General features: G+C 74.0%; 14 protein-coding genes. 1 reads left to right on the top strand and 13 read right to left on the bottom strand.

Going from position 1 to position 14,900, the window contains the following annotated elements; genetic code table 11:
* Nucleotides 1-3: 3 nt before the first annotated feature.
* The 3 genes from nadD to AB0K43_RS18420 all read right to left on the bottom strand — a co-directional run bounded on the left by nadD (nt 4) and on the right by AB0K43_RS18420 (nt 1,209).
* Nucleotides 4-630, bottom strand: coding sequence for a nicotinate-nucleotide adenylyltransferase (nadD, locus tag AB0K43_RS18430; protein WP_363640902.1), 627 nt, complete (start codon nt 628-630; stop codon nt 4-6).
* A gap of 97 nt (nt 631-727) precedes the next feature.
* Nucleotides 728-880, bottom strand: a complete 153-nt coding sequence (locus AB0K43_RS18425; RefSeq protein ID WP_350640765.1) for a hypothetical protein — start codon at nt 878-880, stop codon at nt 728-730.
* 182 nt (nt 881-1,062) lie between these two features.
* Complete coding sequence (locus AB0K43_RS18420; protein ID WP_363640900.1) at nt 1,063-1,209, bottom strand: hypothetical protein; 147 nt, start codon at nt 1,207-1,209, stop codon at nt 1,063-1,065.
* A 204-nt stretch (nt 1,210-1,413) separates the two neighbouring features.
* On the opposite strand from AB0K43_RS18420, the gene AB0K43_RS18415 reads away from it, so the two are divergent.
* Nucleotides 1,414-2,496, top strand: a complete 1,083-nt coding sequence (locus tag AB0K43_RS18415) for a M48 family metallopeptidase (protein ID WP_363640898.1) — start codon at nt 1,414-1,416, stop codon at nt 2,494-2,496.
* A 31-nt stretch (nt 2,497-2,527) separates the two neighbouring features.
* Here AB0K43_RS18415 and AB0K43_RS18410 read toward each other — a convergent pair whose 3' ends face one another.
* From AB0K43_RS18410 to AB0K43_RS18365, 10 genes are all read right to left on the bottom strand, one after another.
* On the bottom strand, nt 2,528-3,583 hold the full coding sequence (locus AB0K43_RS18410) for a hypothetical protein (protein ID WP_363640896.1): 1,056 nt from the start codon (nt 3,581-3,583) through the stop codon (nt 2,528-2,530).
* Between the two features lie 64 nt (nt 3,584-3,647).
* Nucleotides 3,648-4,223 carry a hypothetical protein gene (locus AB0K43_RS18405; RefSeq protein WP_363640894.1) on the bottom strand — a complete coding sequence of 192 codons (576 nt, stop codon included), beginning with the start codon at nt 4,221-4,223 and terminating at the stop codon, nt 3,648-3,650.
* Nucleotides 4,224-4,329: 106 nt separating this feature from the next.
* Complete coding sequence (locus tag AB0K43_RS18400) at nt 4,330-5,634, bottom strand: glutamate-5-semialdehyde dehydrogenase (RefSeq protein ID WP_363640892.1); 1,305 nt, start codon at nt 5,632-5,634, stop codon at nt 4,330-4,332.
* Between the two features lie 102 nt (nt 5,635-5,736).
* Nucleotides 5,737-6,240: a hypothetical protein gene (locus AB0K43_RS18395; protein WP_363640890.1), complete on the bottom strand. Its 504-nt coding sequence runs from the start codon at nt 6,238-6,240 to the stop codon at nt 5,737-5,739.
* A gap of 78 nt (nt 6,241-6,318) precedes the next feature.
* Nucleotides 6,319-7,455 carry a glutamate 5-kinase gene (proB, locus tag AB0K43_RS18390; RefSeq protein WP_363640888.1) on the bottom strand — a complete coding sequence of 379 codons (1,137 nt, stop codon included), beginning with the start codon at nt 7,453-7,455 and terminating at the stop codon, nt 6,319-6,321.
* 166 nt (nt 7,456-7,621) lie between these two features.
* The gene (gene obgE / locus AB0K43_RS18385; protein WP_363640886.1) at nt 7,622-9,097 is read right to left on the bottom strand and encodes a GTPase ObgE; all 1,476 of its coding nucleotides are present in this window, start codon (nt 9,095-9,097) and stop codon (nt 7,622-7,624) included.
* Nucleotides 9,098-9,207: 110 nt separating this feature from the next.
* Nucleotides 9,208-9,465: a 50S ribosomal protein L27 gene (gene rpmA, locus AB0K43_RS18380; protein ID WP_030233756.1), complete on the bottom strand. Its 258-nt coding sequence runs from the start codon at nt 9,463-9,465 to the stop codon at nt 9,208-9,210.
* Between the two features lie 12 nt (nt 9,466-9,477).
* A complete protein-coding gene (gene rplU / locus AB0K43_RS18375; protein WP_350640756.1) occupies nt 9,478-9,795 on the bottom strand; it encodes a 50S ribosomal protein L21 in 318 nt (105 codons plus the stop codon).
* A 235-nt stretch (nt 9,796-10,030) separates the two neighbouring features.
* Nucleotides 10,031-13,582, bottom strand: a complete 3,552-nt coding sequence (locus AB0K43_RS18370; protein WP_363640884.1) for an Rne/Rng family ribonuclease — start codon at nt 13,580-13,582, stop codon at nt 10,031-10,033.
* 453 nt (nt 13,583-14,035) lie between these two features.
* Nucleotides 14,036-14,800, bottom strand: a complete 765-nt coding sequence (locus AB0K43_RS18365; protein ID WP_363640882.1) for a TIGR03936 family radical SAM-associated protein — start codon at nt 14,798-14,800, stop codon at nt 14,036-14,038.
* Nucleotides 14,801-14,900: the final 100 nt, after the last annotated feature.

Here is a 14,900-nt window from a genome sequence, read left to right as displayed (position 1 = left end):
GGATCAAGGCTGGGCCGGCGCGTAGAGCGCCCGCTTGTCGATGTAACGCACCACGCCGTCCGGCACCAGGTACCAGACCGGCTCGCCCTTGGCGACCCGGAGCCGGCAGTCGGTGGAGGAGATGGCCAGCGCGGGCACCTCGACCAGGGAGACCCTCCCGACCGGGAGACCGGCGTCGGAGAGAGTGTGCCCCGGGCGGGTGCAGCCGATGAAGTGGGCGAGCTCGAAGAGCTCCTCGGAGTCCCGCCAGGAGAGGATCTGGGCGAGGGCGTCGGCGCCGGTGATGAAGAACAGCTCGGCGTCCGGGTGCAGCGCGTGCAGGTCGCGCAGGGTGTCCACGGTGTAGGTGGGGCCGTCCCGGTCCATGTCGATCCGGCTGACCGAGAACTGCGGGTTCTCCGCGGTGGCGATGACCGTCATCAGATAGCGGTCCTCGGCGAGCGAGACGCTGCGGTCGTCCTTCTGCCACGGCTGCCCGGTCGGCACGAAGATCACCTCGTCGAGGTGGAACGCGCTCGCCACCTCGCTCGCGGCGACCAGGTGGCCGTGGTGGATCGGGTCGAAGGTGCCGCCCATCACGCCGAGTCGCCTCTTCGCCACGCCGCGCGCGGCCCGGGCCTGCTCTCTCATGGCGCCACACCTTACGCGACCGCGATTGCCGCGAGGAAAGTGCGGGGCGGCGGGGCCCCGGCCCGGGGCCCCGCGAGTGCCCCGGTACCGCCCGGGGTCAGCGGTCGCGGTTGAAGCGGGTGGTCACGAAGAGCAGCAGCAGCAGGATGAACAGCGCACTGCCACCGGTGAGGTACGGGTTGAGGCTGTCGTGGTTGCCGCCCTCGGACTCGGCGAGCTGGGTGAGGGCGGACAGTGCGGCGTGGCTCATGGTCGGCAGGACCTTCTCGGCTCGGTGACGGACCAGGGGTGCGGGCCGGCTCGGCCTGCGCGCTCATCGTACGGGGGGCGCCCCCGCAACCGCGCGGCGGCCCACCGCGTCCTCAGGACGGGGCGGCGGGCCGCCGGACGGGCCGTCAGCCGACACCCGGTCAGCGGCCCGGGCGGGCGGGCTCAGTTGTTGCGGCCGGCCCGCACCAGCAGCCAGGCCAGCAGTCCGACCCCGACGAAGGACGCGACCACGATGATCCGCAGGAAGAGGCCGGGGCCGGCCTCGGTCGAGATCGGGCCGGCCAGGTGGGCCAGGGTGGCAGGGGACATCGGGGTACTCCTCGGTGCTGCGGGGCGGCCCGGCCCGGTCACCGGGGCCGGCCCTGCCAGGGTAGACCGGCTTACGGCCGCCCGGCGGCAGCACCCCCGCCGGGCACGACGGGGACGAGTGCGGGCACACGGACGTTGGAGCCAACAGCAGCGGGGGCCGGCCGGGGAGCCGGTGCCGGCATCGACCAGGGAGGTACTCACAGCATGTCCGATCTGACCAAGGAGACCGCGCCGAGCCGGCGCCGCCAGCGCTTCCCCGAGATCTCGACCCGGGCCTGGGAGCACCCGGCGGACCGCTCGGCGCTGGTGGCCCTGCGCAAGCTGAGCGGCTTCGACGAGGTGCTGAAGAAGCTCGCCGGGCTGGTCTCCGAGCGCAGCGTCCGGCTGATGTTCCTGGCCACGGCGGTGCGCACCTCCGAGCGCCAGTTCCCCGAGCTGTACAACATGGTCCGCGACGCGGCGTACGTGCTGGACCTGGAGCAGGTCCCCGACCTGTACGTGACGCAGGACCCGACGGTGAACGCCATGTGCATCGGCATGGACACCCCGATCATCGTGCTGACCAGCGGTCTGGTCGAGCTGCTGGACGAGGAGGAGCTGCGGGCGGTGATCGGCCACGAGGTCGGGCACGCGATGTCCGGCCACGCGGTCTACCGCACGATGCTGCTGATCCTCACCAACATCGCCACCCGGATCGCCTGGATACCGCTCGGCAACCTCGCGATCACCGCGGTGATCACCGCGCTCAAGGAGTGGTTCCGCAAGGCCGAGCTGTCCTGCGACCGGGCCGGCCTGCTGGCCGGCCAGGACCTGCAGGCCTCGATGCGCGGCCTGATGAAGCTGGCCGGCGGCCACAACCTCGCCGAGATGAACGTGGACGCCTTCCTGGAGCAGGCCGAGGAGTACGACCGGGCCGGCGACCTGCGGGACGGCGTGCTCAAGCTGCTCCAGGTGCTGCCGCAGACCCACCCGTTCGCGGTGGTCCGGGTGGCCAAGCTGAAGAAGTGGGCGGAGAGCGAGGAGTACCGCTCCGTCCTGGCCGGCGCCTACCCGCGCCGGGGCGACGACCGGGACAGCTCGGTCGGGGCGCAGTGGAAGGCCGCGGCCGACTCCTACTCGCAGTCGGTCAAGGAGAGCAAGGACCCGCTGATGGGCCTGCTGCGGGACGTGGCCGGCGGGGTCGGCACGGTGGGCGGCAAGCTCCGCGACACCTTCGCGGGTGCCCGTAGCGGGGCCGGCGCCGACGGCGCGGCGGACGGCACGGCGGCCGAGGGCGCCACCGGCTGACCGCGGGCCGCCCGGGGTGCCCGGCCCGGCCTCAGCCGGTGATCGGGCCGAGCACCCCGCACAGCTGCCAGGCCGGGCGGGCGTGGTCGGCCGGGCTGGCCGCCACCGAGCCACCGCCGGCCGCACCGGCCAGCAGCGGCTGCAGGTAGGCGGAGCTGTCCGTGCCGCAGGCGGTCGGACCGGCCTGGACCACCGCGTCCACGATCCGCAGCCGCCCGGTGCCGATGTCACCGTGCTCGAACTCGAAGCGCAGCTCGCGACGGACCGAGAACAGGCTGGCCGGCGCGTCGGCCGTGCCGGCCGGGCGCAGCGCGTAGACCAGGGTGTGGTCGGCGACCACGTCGAGCGTCCCGCTGTCCACCTCGGTCACGGTGACCGCACCGGCCACCTTCACGCCCTGCGAGGCCAGCGCCACCTTGCCCGGGTCGAAGCGCACCAGCCACCCGGTGGCCGCGTGCCGCTGGTCGTCCCTCGGCGTGCTCACGCTGTCGTCGTACTGGGTCTGCTCGCCCGCCGTCACCAGGGCCCGCGCCTGACCGGTCTCCGACTGCGCCAGGGTGGCCGGCGCCAGCGCGGAGGCCGTCAGGTAGCGCTGCGCCGTCTCCAGCGCCCGGGCCACCTCGCCCCGGGTGAAGTGCGCGGTGGCGGCCGCGGCCGGTACGCCGAGCCCGGCGGCTCCGTCCCCGAAACTCGTGGCCAGACCTGCGAACGGGTGCGCCGGGTCGGCCACCGCGGCGACCGGGCCGGTCGGGCTGAGCGCCATCACGGTGGAGGTCAGCTGGTTGCCGCTCGGCACCGTGCCCGGCCGGTGCGGGGAACTCACCCCGAAGTAGACCGCGGCCGCGAACGCCAGGACCACCACGAGCAGCAGCGCGACGGCCTGCCGGGGCAGCGAGCCCAGCGCGCCGAAGCCGATCCTGGGCCGGGTGGCCCGGGGGTGGTCGCCCCCCAGCCGCTCCTGGGCGGAGAGCTCCTGGATCCGGGCAGCCCGCACGAACGATTCGTCGAAGACCACGGATCGAAACTCGTCCTCGTTACCGGAACCGCCCTCGGGGGTACCCTCGGGAGGCTCGCGCGGGTCACCCATACCACCAGGGTAGACGCGGGCCCGGCCCGGTACGAGGGGGTGTGCGCAACTTCTGCCCGCCGGCTCAGCCGGTCGGCAGGCCGGCCACCACCGGTGCCCGGTCGACCGCGGCGCCCGTGCTGCTGCCGCTCTCCGGCCGGCGCGGTGAATCCTCGGCCCCGCCACCGGTGCCCCGGTAGATCGCGGCGACCGCCACGGCCACCACGCCGAGACCCATCACCACCGCCAGCACCCAGGCCACCGGCCGGTGCCAGCGCTGCTGCGCGACGTCCCGGCCCCGGTGGGACCCCACCCGTCCGTACCGGGCCGGGCGGCCCCGGCGGGAACGCCGCCGGGAGCGGTCCAGACCGGACCACGGGTCCGGGTAGAGGCGATCGTCGTCGAGACCGCGCGGGTGCGGGCGCAGCTCCAGCGGCACGCCCTCCCCCGAGGTCGTCAGCTCGTAGCCCCGACCGGTGCCGACCGCGTCCGGCTCGAAGCGCGCCTCGGCGGCGGCCAGCTGCCGCTCCAGCGCGCTCGGCTCATGGACCGCGGCGGACCGGACGAACGCCTCGTCGAAGACCACGGTGGCGAACTCGTCGTCCGCACCACCGTGATCGGCGCCGTCGGGGTACGGCGAACCCCCCACATCGTCAGCCACGGATTCAGCGTATTACCGGGCGGCCCTTTTGTCTGGGTCTCCCGACAGTTGCTCCGTCACACGGGTGGCCCGGTGCTCCCCGCAGGGGCCCCGCCTCCGCTCCGGCTCAGGACCCCACGGTCTGCGTCGCCTCGCCCCGGACGTGCCCGTCACCGGTGACGATGTACTTGGTCGAGGTCAGCTCGGGCAGGCCCATCGGCCCGCGGGCGTGCAGCTTCTGGGTGGAGATGCCGATCTCCGCGCCGAAGCCGAACTCACCGCCGTCGGTGAACCGGGTGGAGGCGTTGACCGCCACCGTGGTGGCGTCCACCAGCTGGGTGAACCGGCGGGCGGCGGCCTGCGAGGTGGTCACGATCGCCTCGGTGTGGCCGGAGGACCAGCGCCGGATGTGCGCGACGGCCGCCTCCAGCGAGGGCACCACCGCGGCCGCCAGGTCGAGCGAGAGGTACTCGGTCTCCCAGTCCTCCTCGGTGGCCGGCAGCACGGTGGCCGGCGAGCCCTCGGCGGCCTTGAGCACCGCCTCGTCCCCGTGCACCGTCACGCCGGCCCCGGCGAGCGCCGCCAGCGCGAGCGGCAGGAACTCGTCGGCGACGTCCTGGTGCACCAGCAGGGTCTCCGCGGAGTTGCAGACGCTGACCCGCTGCGCCTTGGAGTTGAGCAGGATGCCCACCGCCATCGCCAGGTCGGTCTGCGCGTCCACGTACACGTGGCAGTTGCCGGTGCCGGTCTCGATCACCGGCACGGTGGAGCCCTCCACCACGGTGCGGATCAGCGAGGCGCCGCCGCGCGGGATCAGCACGTCGACCAGGCCGCGGGCCCGCATCAGCTCCTGGACCGAGTCGCGGCTCTCGCCCGGCACCAGCTGGACGGCGTCGGCGGGCAGGCCGGCCCCGGCCACGGCGTCCCGCAGGACGGCGACCAGCGCCGTGTTGGAGCGGTACGCGGAGGCCGAGCCGCGCAGCAGGACGGCGTTGCCGGACTTCAGGCAGAGCGCGGCGGCGTCCACCGTCACATTGGGGCGGGCCTCGTAGATGATGCCGACCACGCCGAGCGGCACCCGGACCTGGCGCACGTCCAGGCCGTTGGGCAGGGTGTAGCCGCGCACCACCTCGCCGACCGGGTCGGGCAGCCCGGCCACGTCCCGGACATCGGAGGCGATCGCCGCGATCCGCTCCGCGGTCAGCGTGAGCCGGTCGACCACCGACTCGGCGGTGCCCGCCGCGCGCGCCCTGGCCACGTCCTCGGCGTTGGCCGCGGTGATCTCCGCGGTGCGGTCGACCAGGGCGTCCGCGATCGCCAGCAGCGCTACGTCCTTGGCCCGGCGCGGCAGTGGGGCGAGCTCGGCGGCCGCCTCCCGGGCACGGCGCGCGGCGGCGAGGACGGGGCTGTCGGTGGTGGCGTGGTCGCTCATGCCGAAAGGGTAGCGAGTCCGGCGGCGCCACCCGGCCCGCGTCCCGTCCGGTGAGACGCCGTCCCACCGGCCGCCCCACCCTCGCCCGGGCCCGCGGCCGGGTCAGTACGGGTGCACGCCGCCCAGCTGCGGCGAGGGGTCGCCGAAGCCCTCGGCGACCCGCTGGTGGTAGGTCGGGCGGTCGACCACCTCCAGGCCGACGATCTCCCACGGCGGCAGGTTGGCCGAGCCCTTGTGCTCCCCCCACAACCGCAGCGCGATGGCGGCCGCGTCGTGCAGGTCGCGGGCCTCCTCCCAGTAGCGGATCTCCGCGTGGTCGGCGGCGTACCGGGCCGTCAGGAAGAACGAGTGGTCGTGCGCGAGCCGCTCCAGCGCCGCGCGCAGCTCCCCCAGCGGGGTGGCCCGGCCGGCCACGCTGAGCACCACGTGCCACAGCCGGCCCTGCTCGGGCTGCGGCTGCTCGTCCTCCTCGCGCGGATGCAGCTCCCGGACACTCTCCTGCGGCTGGTGCTGCGGCCCGTCCCCCGCGCCGCGGCCGCCCGTGATGCTGGTCAGCCTCCGCCCCGCCGTCTCTCCGGGCAGCGCTCCCGGCAGCCTGCGTCCCACCGGCGGCCTCCTGTTCGGCGACGACACTGTCCGGACCCGGCCGGGCCCGCCTGACCCTCTCCCCCTCGGAGCCTTCCGTCAGCCGCGCAGGACGACCAGGTCGTCACGGTGGACGACCTCGCGCTCGTACTCGGCTCCGAGCTCCTGGGCCAGTTCTCGGGTGGACCGGCCGAGCAGACGGGGCAACTCCCTCGCATCAAAGTTGACCAGTCCGCGGCCGACGATGTGGCCGTTTTCACCAAGAAGGTCCACCGGATCACCCGCGGTGAAGTCCCCGTCCACCCGGGTCACCCCGGCGGGCAGCAGCGACTTCCCTCCGTGCACCACCGCGTCCACCGCACCGGCGTCCAGGTGCAGGGCGCCGCGCGGGGTGGAGGCGTGCTCCAGCCAGAGCAGCCGGTCGGCGGAGCGGCTGCCGGTGCGCCGGAACAGCGTGCCGGTGGGGCGCCCGGCCAGCGCGTCGGCCGCCTGGCTCGCGGCGGTGAGCACCACCGGGATGCCCGCACCGGTGGCGATCCGGGCCGCCTCGATCTTGGTCACCATGCCGCCGGTGCCGACCCCGGCCTTGCCGGCGCTGCCGATCTCGATGCCGTCCAGGTCCTGCGGGCCGCGCACCAGCTCGATCCTGCTGGTACCGGCCCGGCTGGGGTCGCCGTCGTAGAGCCCGTCCACGTCGGACAGCAGCACCAGCAGGTCGGCCCGGACCAGGTGGGCCACCAGGGCGGCCAGCCGGTCGTTGTCACCGAACTTGATTTCGGCGGTGGCGACGGTGTCGTTCTCGTTGACGATCGGCATCGCGCCCATCGCCAGCAGCTGGTCCAGGGTCCGGTAGGCGTTGCGGTAGTGCGCCCGCCGGCTGGCGTCCTCGGCGGTCAGCAGCACCTGGCCGACCCGTACGCCGTACCGGGCGAACGAGGCGGTGTAGCGGGCCACCAGCAGGCCTTGGCCGACGCTGGCGGCGGCCTGCTGCCGGGCCAGGTCGCTGGGGCGCCGCTCCAGTCCGAGCGGGGCCAGGCCGGCCGCGATCGCGCCGGAGGACACCAGCACCACATCCGGCGCGTCGGGCCGGTTGCGCACCTTGGCGAGGGCGTCGACCAGCGCGTCCACCCGATCGGCGTCCAGGCCGCCGGCCGCGGTGGTGAGCGAGGAGGAGCCGACCTTGACGACGATCCGCCGTGCGGCCAGCACCTCCTGCCGCAGTGTCTGATCGGTCATCAGTGCCCTCCGGGTCGTACGGGATCGAGCCCATGGCTCGGACCGCAATCTACGCGATCCGGCCACCGCCGCCGTACGCCGTTCCACCCCCCGGGACGGCCGGAGCACGGCCCGGTGGCGCCGGCCAGGAGCGCGGGGAGGACCCCAACGCCCCTGGCCGGGTGGCTCAGTGGTCCTCGTCGTCGCCTTCGAGGACCTGCCGGCCGGAGGAGAGCGCCTCGAAGGCGAGGTACTCGGTCTCCGCGGCGTCGCGCCCCTTCTGCTTCTCCCGGCGGCGGTCGACGGCCGGCCGCTGGGTCTCCATCCGGTGGTCCTCGCCACGGCGGCCCAGCATCTCCGCGCCGGCGGCCATGGTCGGCTCCCAGTCGAAGACCACGGCGTTGTCCTCGGGGCCGATGATGACGGTGTCGCCCTCCTTGGCACCGACCTTCCACAGCTCCTGCTCGACACCGAGCCGGGCCAGCCGGTCGGCGAGGTAGCCGACCGCCTCGTCGTTGGCGAAGTCGGTCTGGCGGACCCAGCGCTCCGGCTTGATGCCGCGGATGCGGTAGGCGCCGTCCTCCTCGCTGATGGTGAAGCCGGCGTCGTCCACCGCGGTGGGCCGCAGCACGATCCGGGTCGACTCCTGCTGCGGCTTGGCCGCCCGGGCCTCCGAAACGATCTGCGCCAGCGCGTAGTTGAGCTCGCGCAGGCCCTTGTGGGCGAGCGCGGAGACCTCGAAGACGCGGTAGCCGCGCTCCTCCAGTGAGAGCCGGGTGAGGTCGGCGATGTCCTGGCCGTCCGGCACGTCGACCTTGTTCAGCGCGACCAGCCGCGGCCGGTTCTCCAGCCCGCCGTACGCGGCGAGTTCGGCCTCGATGGTCTCCAGGTCGGTGAGCGGGTCGCGGCCGGGCTCCAGGGTGGCGCAGTCCAGTACGTGCACCAGCACCTCGCAGCGCTCGACGTGCCGCAGGAACTCCAGGCCCAGACCGCGGCCCTGGCTGGCGCCGGGGATCAGGCCGGGGACGTCGGCGATGGTGTAGACGGTCTCGCCGGCGGTCACCACGCCGAGGTTGGGGATCAGCGTGGTGAAGGGGTAGTCCGCGATCTTCGGCTTGGCCGCGGAGAGCACCGAGATCAGCGAGGACTTGCCCGCGCTCGGGTAGCCCACCAGCGCCACGTCGGCGACGGACTTGAGCTCCATCACGATGTCGCCGGCCTCGCCGGGCTCGCCGAGCAGGGCGAAACCGGGGGCCTTGCGGCGGGCGGAGGCCAGCGAGGAGTTGCCGAGGCCGCCGCGGCCGCCGGCGGCGGCGACGAAGCTGGTGCCGTGGCCGACCAGGTCGGCGAGCACGTTGCCCTGCTTGTCCAGCACCACGGTGCCGTCGGGAACGGGCAGGACCAGGTCCTCGCCGCTGGCGCCGGTGCGGTGACCGCCCGCGCCGGGCTTGCCGTTGGTGGCCTTGCGCTTGGGAGAGTGGTGGTACTCGAGCAGGGTGGTGATGTTGGCGTCGACGGTGAGGATGACGCTGCCGCCCTCACCGCCGTTGCCGCCGTCGGGCCCGCCGAGCGGCTTGAACTTCTCCCGGTGCACGGAGGCGCAGCCGTGGCCCCCGTTACCCGCGGCGACGTACAGCTCGACGCGGTCCACGAAGGTGGTCATGGGATGTGCCTCCAGTGCGAAGAAAGTATGTTCCTGCGGTAAAACACGGAGGGTGGACCGGGTCATCCCGGCCCACCCTCACTGTGAGTCTTGACGCAAGGTCAGCAGACTCAGGCCTCGACGGCCACGATGTTGACGACCTTGCGGCCGCGACGGTTGCCGAACTGCACCGCACCGGCGGTCAGCGCGAACAGGGTGTCGTCGCCACCGCGGCCGACACCGGCACCCGGGTGGAAGTGGGTGCCGCGCTGGCGGACGATGATCTCGCCGGCGCTGACGACCTGGCCACCGAAGCGCTTGACGCCGAGGCGCTGGGCGTTCGAGTCACGGCCGTTGCGGGTAGAGCTTGCGCCCTTCTTGTGTGCCATCTCGCTATCCCCTTACTTGCTGACGGAGTCGATGCTGGTGATCCGCACAGCGGTGTGCTGCTGACGGTGACCCTGGCGGCGACGGTAGCCGGTCTTGTTCTTGTAGCGCAGGATGACGATCTTCTCGCCCTTGGTCTGGTCCACGACCTCGGCGTGAGCCTTCACGCCGGCGAGCACCCACGGGTCGGAGGTGACAGCTTCACCGTCGACGATGAGGATGGTCGAGAGCTCGACCGAGTCACCCGGCTTGGCCTCAATACGGTCAATCTCCAGCACGTCGCCGACGGCGACCTTGTGCTGGCGGCCGCCTGCGCGAACGATCGCGTACATGCGGTACCTGCTTTCTGTACTCGGTCGGAACTCGCCGATGCCAGCCACCTGGGTACGGACACAGGGGCCTCCCCCGGGCCAGAAGGACTGAACCCGGGAGGTGATCTGCTCGGGAGCGCGGCGTTAAACACGCCAAGGGTCAAGAATACGGACCGGCCCCCCTCGGGGCAAACCGGGCCCTACCCGGCGCCGGCCGGGCCCTCCCCGCGGGGTGGACCCGGCCGGCACCCGGGGCTTACTCGGACGCCGTATCACCTTCGGCGGCCGCGGCCTTCTTGGCCGCCGCGCTGGTCCGCTTGGTGGCGGTCTTGCGGGCGGTGGTCTTCTTCGCCGCGGCGGTCTTCTTCGCCGCCGTCGCCGTGGTCTTCTTGGCCGCCGCCTTGCGCGGCGCCCGCTTCTTCGGCGCCGGGGCCTCCTCGGTCTCCTCGACCTCGGCGGCCGGCTCCTCGACCGGCTCGGCGACGGGCGCCTCGGCCTCGGCCGGCGCGGCGGCCTCGACCACCGGGGCGGCCGGCTCGACGACCGGCTCGGCCACCGGCTCGGCCTTCTGCTGGTCGGCCGCGGCCGACAGCGCGGCCTCGACCACGGCGTCGGCGCGGGCCTGCAGCACCACGATCTCGGCCTCGCCCGGGGCGCCGGCCGGAGCCGTGGCCTTGCGGACCGCGCGGCGGCGGGTGCGGCCGGCGGCCGGCGCGGCGGCCGGGATCTCGACCAGGCTCGGCTGCGCGGCGGGCACCTCGGCCTCGACCGGCGCCGCCGGCTCCTCGACCGCGATCTCCAGCTGCTCGCCGGCCTCGGGCACGACGATCTCGAAGGTCTCCTCGGCCTCGCCCTCGAACTCGTCCTCGGTGGTCTCCAGCGCCTCCGGCTCGCTCTGCCCGGCGCCGCCCTTGCCCCGGCGCCGGCGCTTGCCGCCACCGGCAGACTCACCGGCCGTACCGGTCTGGCCGCCACCACCGCCGCCGTGGCTGTGCGGCTGGTCCATGTGGACGATGACGCCGCGCCCGTTGCAGTGCACGCAGGACTCGGAGAAGGACTCCAGCAGGCCTTGGCCGACCCGCTTGCGGGTCATCTGGACCAGGCCCAGCGAGGTGACCTCGGCCACCTGGTGCTTGGTGCGGTCCCGGCCCAGGCACTCCAGCAGGCGGCGGAGCACCAGGTCGCGGTTGGACTCGAGCACCATGTCGATGAAGTCGATCACGATGATGCCGCCGAGGTCGCGCAGCCGCAGCTGGCGCACGATCTCCTCGGCCGCCTCGATGTTGTTGCGGGTGACGGTCTCTTCCAGGTTGCCGCCCTGACCGACGAACTTGCCGGTGTTGACGTCGACCACGATCATCGCTTCGGTCCGGTCGATCACCAGCGAACCGCCGCTGGGCAGCCAGACCTTGCGGTCCAGCGCCTTCATCAGCTGCTCGTCGATCCGGTAGGTCGCGAACACGTCGACGTCCGAGGTCCAGCGCTGGAGCCGGTCCGCGAGGTCGGGGGCGACGCCGCCGACGTACTCGTGGATGGTGTTCCAGGCCTCGGAGCCGCTGACGATGACCTTGCTGAAGTCCTCGTTGAAGATGTCGCGGACGACCCGGACGGTCATGTCCGGCTCGCCGTAGAGCAGCGCCGGGGCGTTGCCGGTGGCGGCCTTCTTCTGGATCTCCTCCCACTGCGCCTGCAGGCGCTGCACGTCGCGGGTCAGCTCGTCCTCGCTGGCGCCCTCGGCGGCGGTGCGCACGATCACGCCCGCGTCGTCCGGGACGATCTTCTTGAGGATCTGCTTGAGCCGGGCGCGCTCGTTCTCCGGGAGCTTGCGGCTGATCCCGGTCATCGAGCCCTCGGGCACGTAGACCAGGTAGCGGCCGGGCAGCGAGATCTGGCTGGTCAGGCGGGCGCCCTTGTGGCCGATCGGGTCCTTGGAGACCTGCACCAGCACGGACTGGCCGGACTTCAGCACCGACTCGATCCGGCGCGGACCGCCGTGGCCCATCGCACCGAAGTTGACCTCACCGGCGTACAGCACCGCGTTGCGGCCCTTGCCGATGTCGACGAAGGCGGCCTCCATCGACGGCAGCACGTTCTGGACCTTGCCCAGGTAGACGTTGCCGACGTACGAGGTGGCCTGCTCCTTGTTGACGTAGTGCTCGACCAGCACGCCGTCCTCCAGGACGCCGATCTGGGTGCGGGCGCCGTTCTGGCGGACCACCATCACCCGCTCGACCGACTCCCGGCGGGCCAGGAACTCGGCCTCGGTGATGATCGGCACCCGGCGGCGGCCCAGCTCGCGGCCCTCGCGGCGGCGCTGCTTCTTCGCCTCCAGGCGGGTGGAGCCCTTGATGGACTGCACCTCGTCCGGGTCGAAGGCCGGCTCGGTGGAGCGGCGGCGCGGCTCGCGCACCTTCACCACCGTGCGGACCCCGTCCTCGGTGGTCTCGGCGGCCACGTCCACGCCGCTCTCGCCGCTGCGGCGACGACGACGGCGACGGCGGCGCGAGGAGGACAGGCCGGCGGCCAGGTCGTCGTCGTCCTCCTCGTCCTCCTCGGCGGCGGGCTGCTCCTCGGCCTGCTCGGCCGCCACCGTCTCGGTGTCGGTCTCGGTGTCGTCGCTCTCACCGCGGCGGCGGCGACGGCCGCCCCGGCGACGGCGACGGGACGGGCGGCCGTCCTCGTCCCACTCGGCCTCGGTCTCCGGACCGGCCGCGGGGGCCTCCACCGGCGCCTCCACGGCGACCGGCTCGGCCTGCGGGGCCCGGGTCTCGGCCGGCACCCGGGCCTCCTGCACCCGGGGCTCCTGCACCCGGGCCTCCGGCTGCGGGCGGCTCTCCGGGCGGACCCGGACCGAGGTCCGGACCCGGCGGCGGCGGCCGACGCCGCTGTACTCGAACTCGTCCTCGGAGACCTCGGCGGCGGGCGCGGCGGCCTTCGCCGGAGCGGCGGCCTTGGCGGCCTTCGCGGGCACGGCCTTCGCGGGCGCCGCCTTGACAGGCTGCGCGGCGGCGGCCGGCTCGGCGGCCTGGGTGGGCGCGAACGCGGCGGGCTCCTGGAAGACCGGGGCCTGGAAGATCGCGGTGGACGGGCGCACGGCGCGGCGGCGGACCCGCTGCGGCGGCTCGGCCTCGGCGGGCGGGGCGACGACCGGGGCGGCGGCCTCGGCGGGCGCCTCGGGCTCCTCCTCGGCCTCCTCGACCGGCTCCTCGGCGGCGACCGGCTCGGCGGGGGTCTCCTCGGCCACGACCGGAGCCGACTCGACCACCCGGCGGCGGCGCGGGCGACGGGCCGGCGCCTCCTCGGCGACGGGCTCGGCCGCGGCCGGCTCGGCCACGGCGGGTACCTCGGCGGCCGGCGCCTCGACGGCGGTGTCGGCGACCGCCTCGGCGGCCGGCGACTGGACCGGGGCCTCGGCGCGCTTGCGGGTGCGGCGGGCCCGGACCGGCTTCTCGGCGACCGGCTCGGCCTCGACCGGGGCCTCGGCGGCCGGGGTCTCGGGTTCGGTCACCTCGACGGCGGCGGCCTCCGGCGCACCGGCCGGGGACTCGACGCGCTTGCGGGTCCGGCGGGCCCGGACCGGCTTCTCGGCGACCGGCTCGGCCTCGGCCGGAGCTTCGGCGGCCGGAGCCTCGACGCCGGGGGCGTCGGCAGGCACGACGGTCTCCGCGGCCTCGGCGGCAGCGCCCTGCGGCGCACCGGCCGGGCGGGACACCGCCCGACGGCGGCGGCGGGGTGCGGCGGCGGAAACGCCGTCGGCATCGTGGTCGGCCGGTTCCGCAGCGGACTGCGGTTCGGTGTTCTCGAGCATGCGGGTGGATCTCCCGTCAGGCCCCCGGGCTCCGCATCCGAGCACGGCCGGCCACCGGGGTTCCGGTCGGTCGCGATGATCGCGGACCGACTCCCACGGCGCCGCCGTGCGGACGCGAGGCCGCACAGGGGCTCGTAGTCTCGCTCGGCGCCCCGCACGGTGCGGGGTGTCGAAAGTCTTCTGGTCTTGGCCAGTGTTCTCAGTTGTCCGGGCCACTCCGGACCCGACCTGGTTGGCTGCCAGGCGGGCCCTCCGGCCCGGTTGCGGGCCGGAGGAAGGATCCTCGGGCGCACCGACCATCCGGGTCGGCAGGCCGCAAGGGCTGGCCTTCATGTGCGACGGCGCTCGCTCCCCTGGGGAGCCGCGGGGCCCGTGGAGCCGCAGGACCGGAGTTGCTCCGGACCGGGGCTCCCGCCCACTCGGCGGACGCGGATGCGCGCAGCCAGGAGGCCTCTACTGGCCGTCCGTGGCCGCTGCGCGGTCGAGCGCCAGCGGGTCGGTCACCGTGCCGGACTCCTGGTCGAGCGGCCCCTGCGCCAGCCTGGTCACCTCAGCGGGGACCGGCGGCGCCAGGTCGGCCGTCACACGGAGACCGGACAAAACGTCGTCGGGTCGTACGGCGGGTGTGGCGTGTCGTACTACCAGCCGCAGTATCGCACAGGGACCGGCAGTCCGAACATCACCGGTACCGTCCGTACCGGTGTCGTTACCATTCCCGACCTGGGCCGGAATAACCTCCAGCGCCGCGACGGCACCGCGCGCGTCGAAAATCCGCATGCCGTTCTTGGTCTGCCGCTGCACCTCGACCGCCTCCGCGGCCAGGAACAGGCCGATCGCGCGGCCGGCCTCCTCGTGCGGCACGCCGTCGAGTTTCAGCTGCCACTCGGAGGCCTCCAGGCGCTCCACGAAGTTGGGCGTGCGCACCTCGACCGCGTCGATCACGTCCAGGCCGGGCGGCAGTGACTCGTCCAGCTGGGCGCGCAGTTGCTCCGGGTCGCGGGCCTCGGCGAGGCCGATCTCCAGGTACTCGGCCTCACTGGCCACCCCGGTGGGGGCGGCGTTGGCGTACGAGACCTTCGGGTGCGGGGTGAAGCCCGCGGAGTACGCCATCGGGACGGCGGAGCGGCGCAGCGCGCGCTCGAAGGCCCGCTGGAAGTCCCGGTGGCTGGTGAAGCGCAGACGGCCGCGCTTGGTGTAGCGAAGACGGATGCGCTGCACCGTCGGAGCGGGCGGCGGACCGTCGGGCGTGCGGCGTGCCAGGGTCGCTCAGTCCTTAGTCAGTTGGCCAGGCCGGCCCGCCACCTCATCGGGGCTCCGG

The organism is Kitasatospora sp. NPDC049258 (assembly GCF_040678895.1).
Taxonomy (GTDB): domain Bacteria; phylum Actinomycetota; class Actinomycetes; order Streptomycetales; family Streptomycetaceae; genus Kitasatospora.
This window is presented reverse-complemented; position numbering and strand designations above follow the sequence as displayed.

What these genes read in the sequence shown, in the direction of transcription:
- nadD (WP_363640902.1), bottom strand. Translation starts at nt 630, where the DNA reads ATGAGAGAGCAGGCCCGGGCCGCGCGCGGCGTGGCGAAGAGGCGACTC.
- AB0K43_RS18425 (WP_350640765.1), bottom strand. Translation starts at nt 880, where the DNA reads ATGAGCCACGCCGCACTGTCCGCCCTCACCCAGCTCGCCGAGTCCGAG.
- AB0K43_RS18420 (WP_363640900.1), bottom strand. Translation starts at nt 1,209, where the DNA reads ATGTCCCCTGCCACCCTGGCCCACCTGGCCGGCCCGATCTCGACCGAG.
- AB0K43_RS18415 (WP_363640898.1), top strand. Translation starts at nt 1,414, where the DNA reads ATGTCCGATCTGACCAAGGAGACCGCGCCGAGCCGGCGCCGCCAGCGC.
- AB0K43_RS18410 (WP_363640896.1), bottom strand. Translation starts at nt 3,583, where the DNA reads ATGGGTGACCCGCGCGAGCCTCCCGAGGGTACCCCCGAGGGCGGTTCC.
- AB0K43_RS18400 (WP_363640892.1), bottom strand. Translation starts at nt 5,634, where the DNA reads ATGAGCGACCACGCCACCACCGACAGCCCCGTCCTCGCCGCCGCGCGC.
- proB (WP_363640888.1), bottom strand. Translation starts at nt 7,455, where the DNA reads ATGACCGATCAGACACTGCGGCAGGAGGTGCTGGCCGCACGGCGGATC.
- obgE (WP_363640886.1), bottom strand. Translation starts at nt 9,097, where the DNA reads ATGACCACCTTCGTGGACCGCGTCGAGCTGTACGTCGCCGCGGGTAAC.
- rpmA (WP_030233756.1), bottom strand. Translation starts at nt 9,465, where the DNA reads ATGGCACACAAGAAGGGCGCAAGCTCTACCCGCAACGGCCGTGACTCG.
- rplU (WP_350640756.1), bottom strand. Translation starts at nt 9,795, where the DNA reads ATGTACGCGATCGTTCGCGCAGGCGGCCGCCAGCACAAGGTCGCCGTC.
- AB0K43_RS18370 (WP_363640884.1), bottom strand. Translation starts at nt 13,582, where the DNA reads ATGCTCGAGAACACCGAACCGCAGTCCGCTGCGGAACCGGCCGACCAC.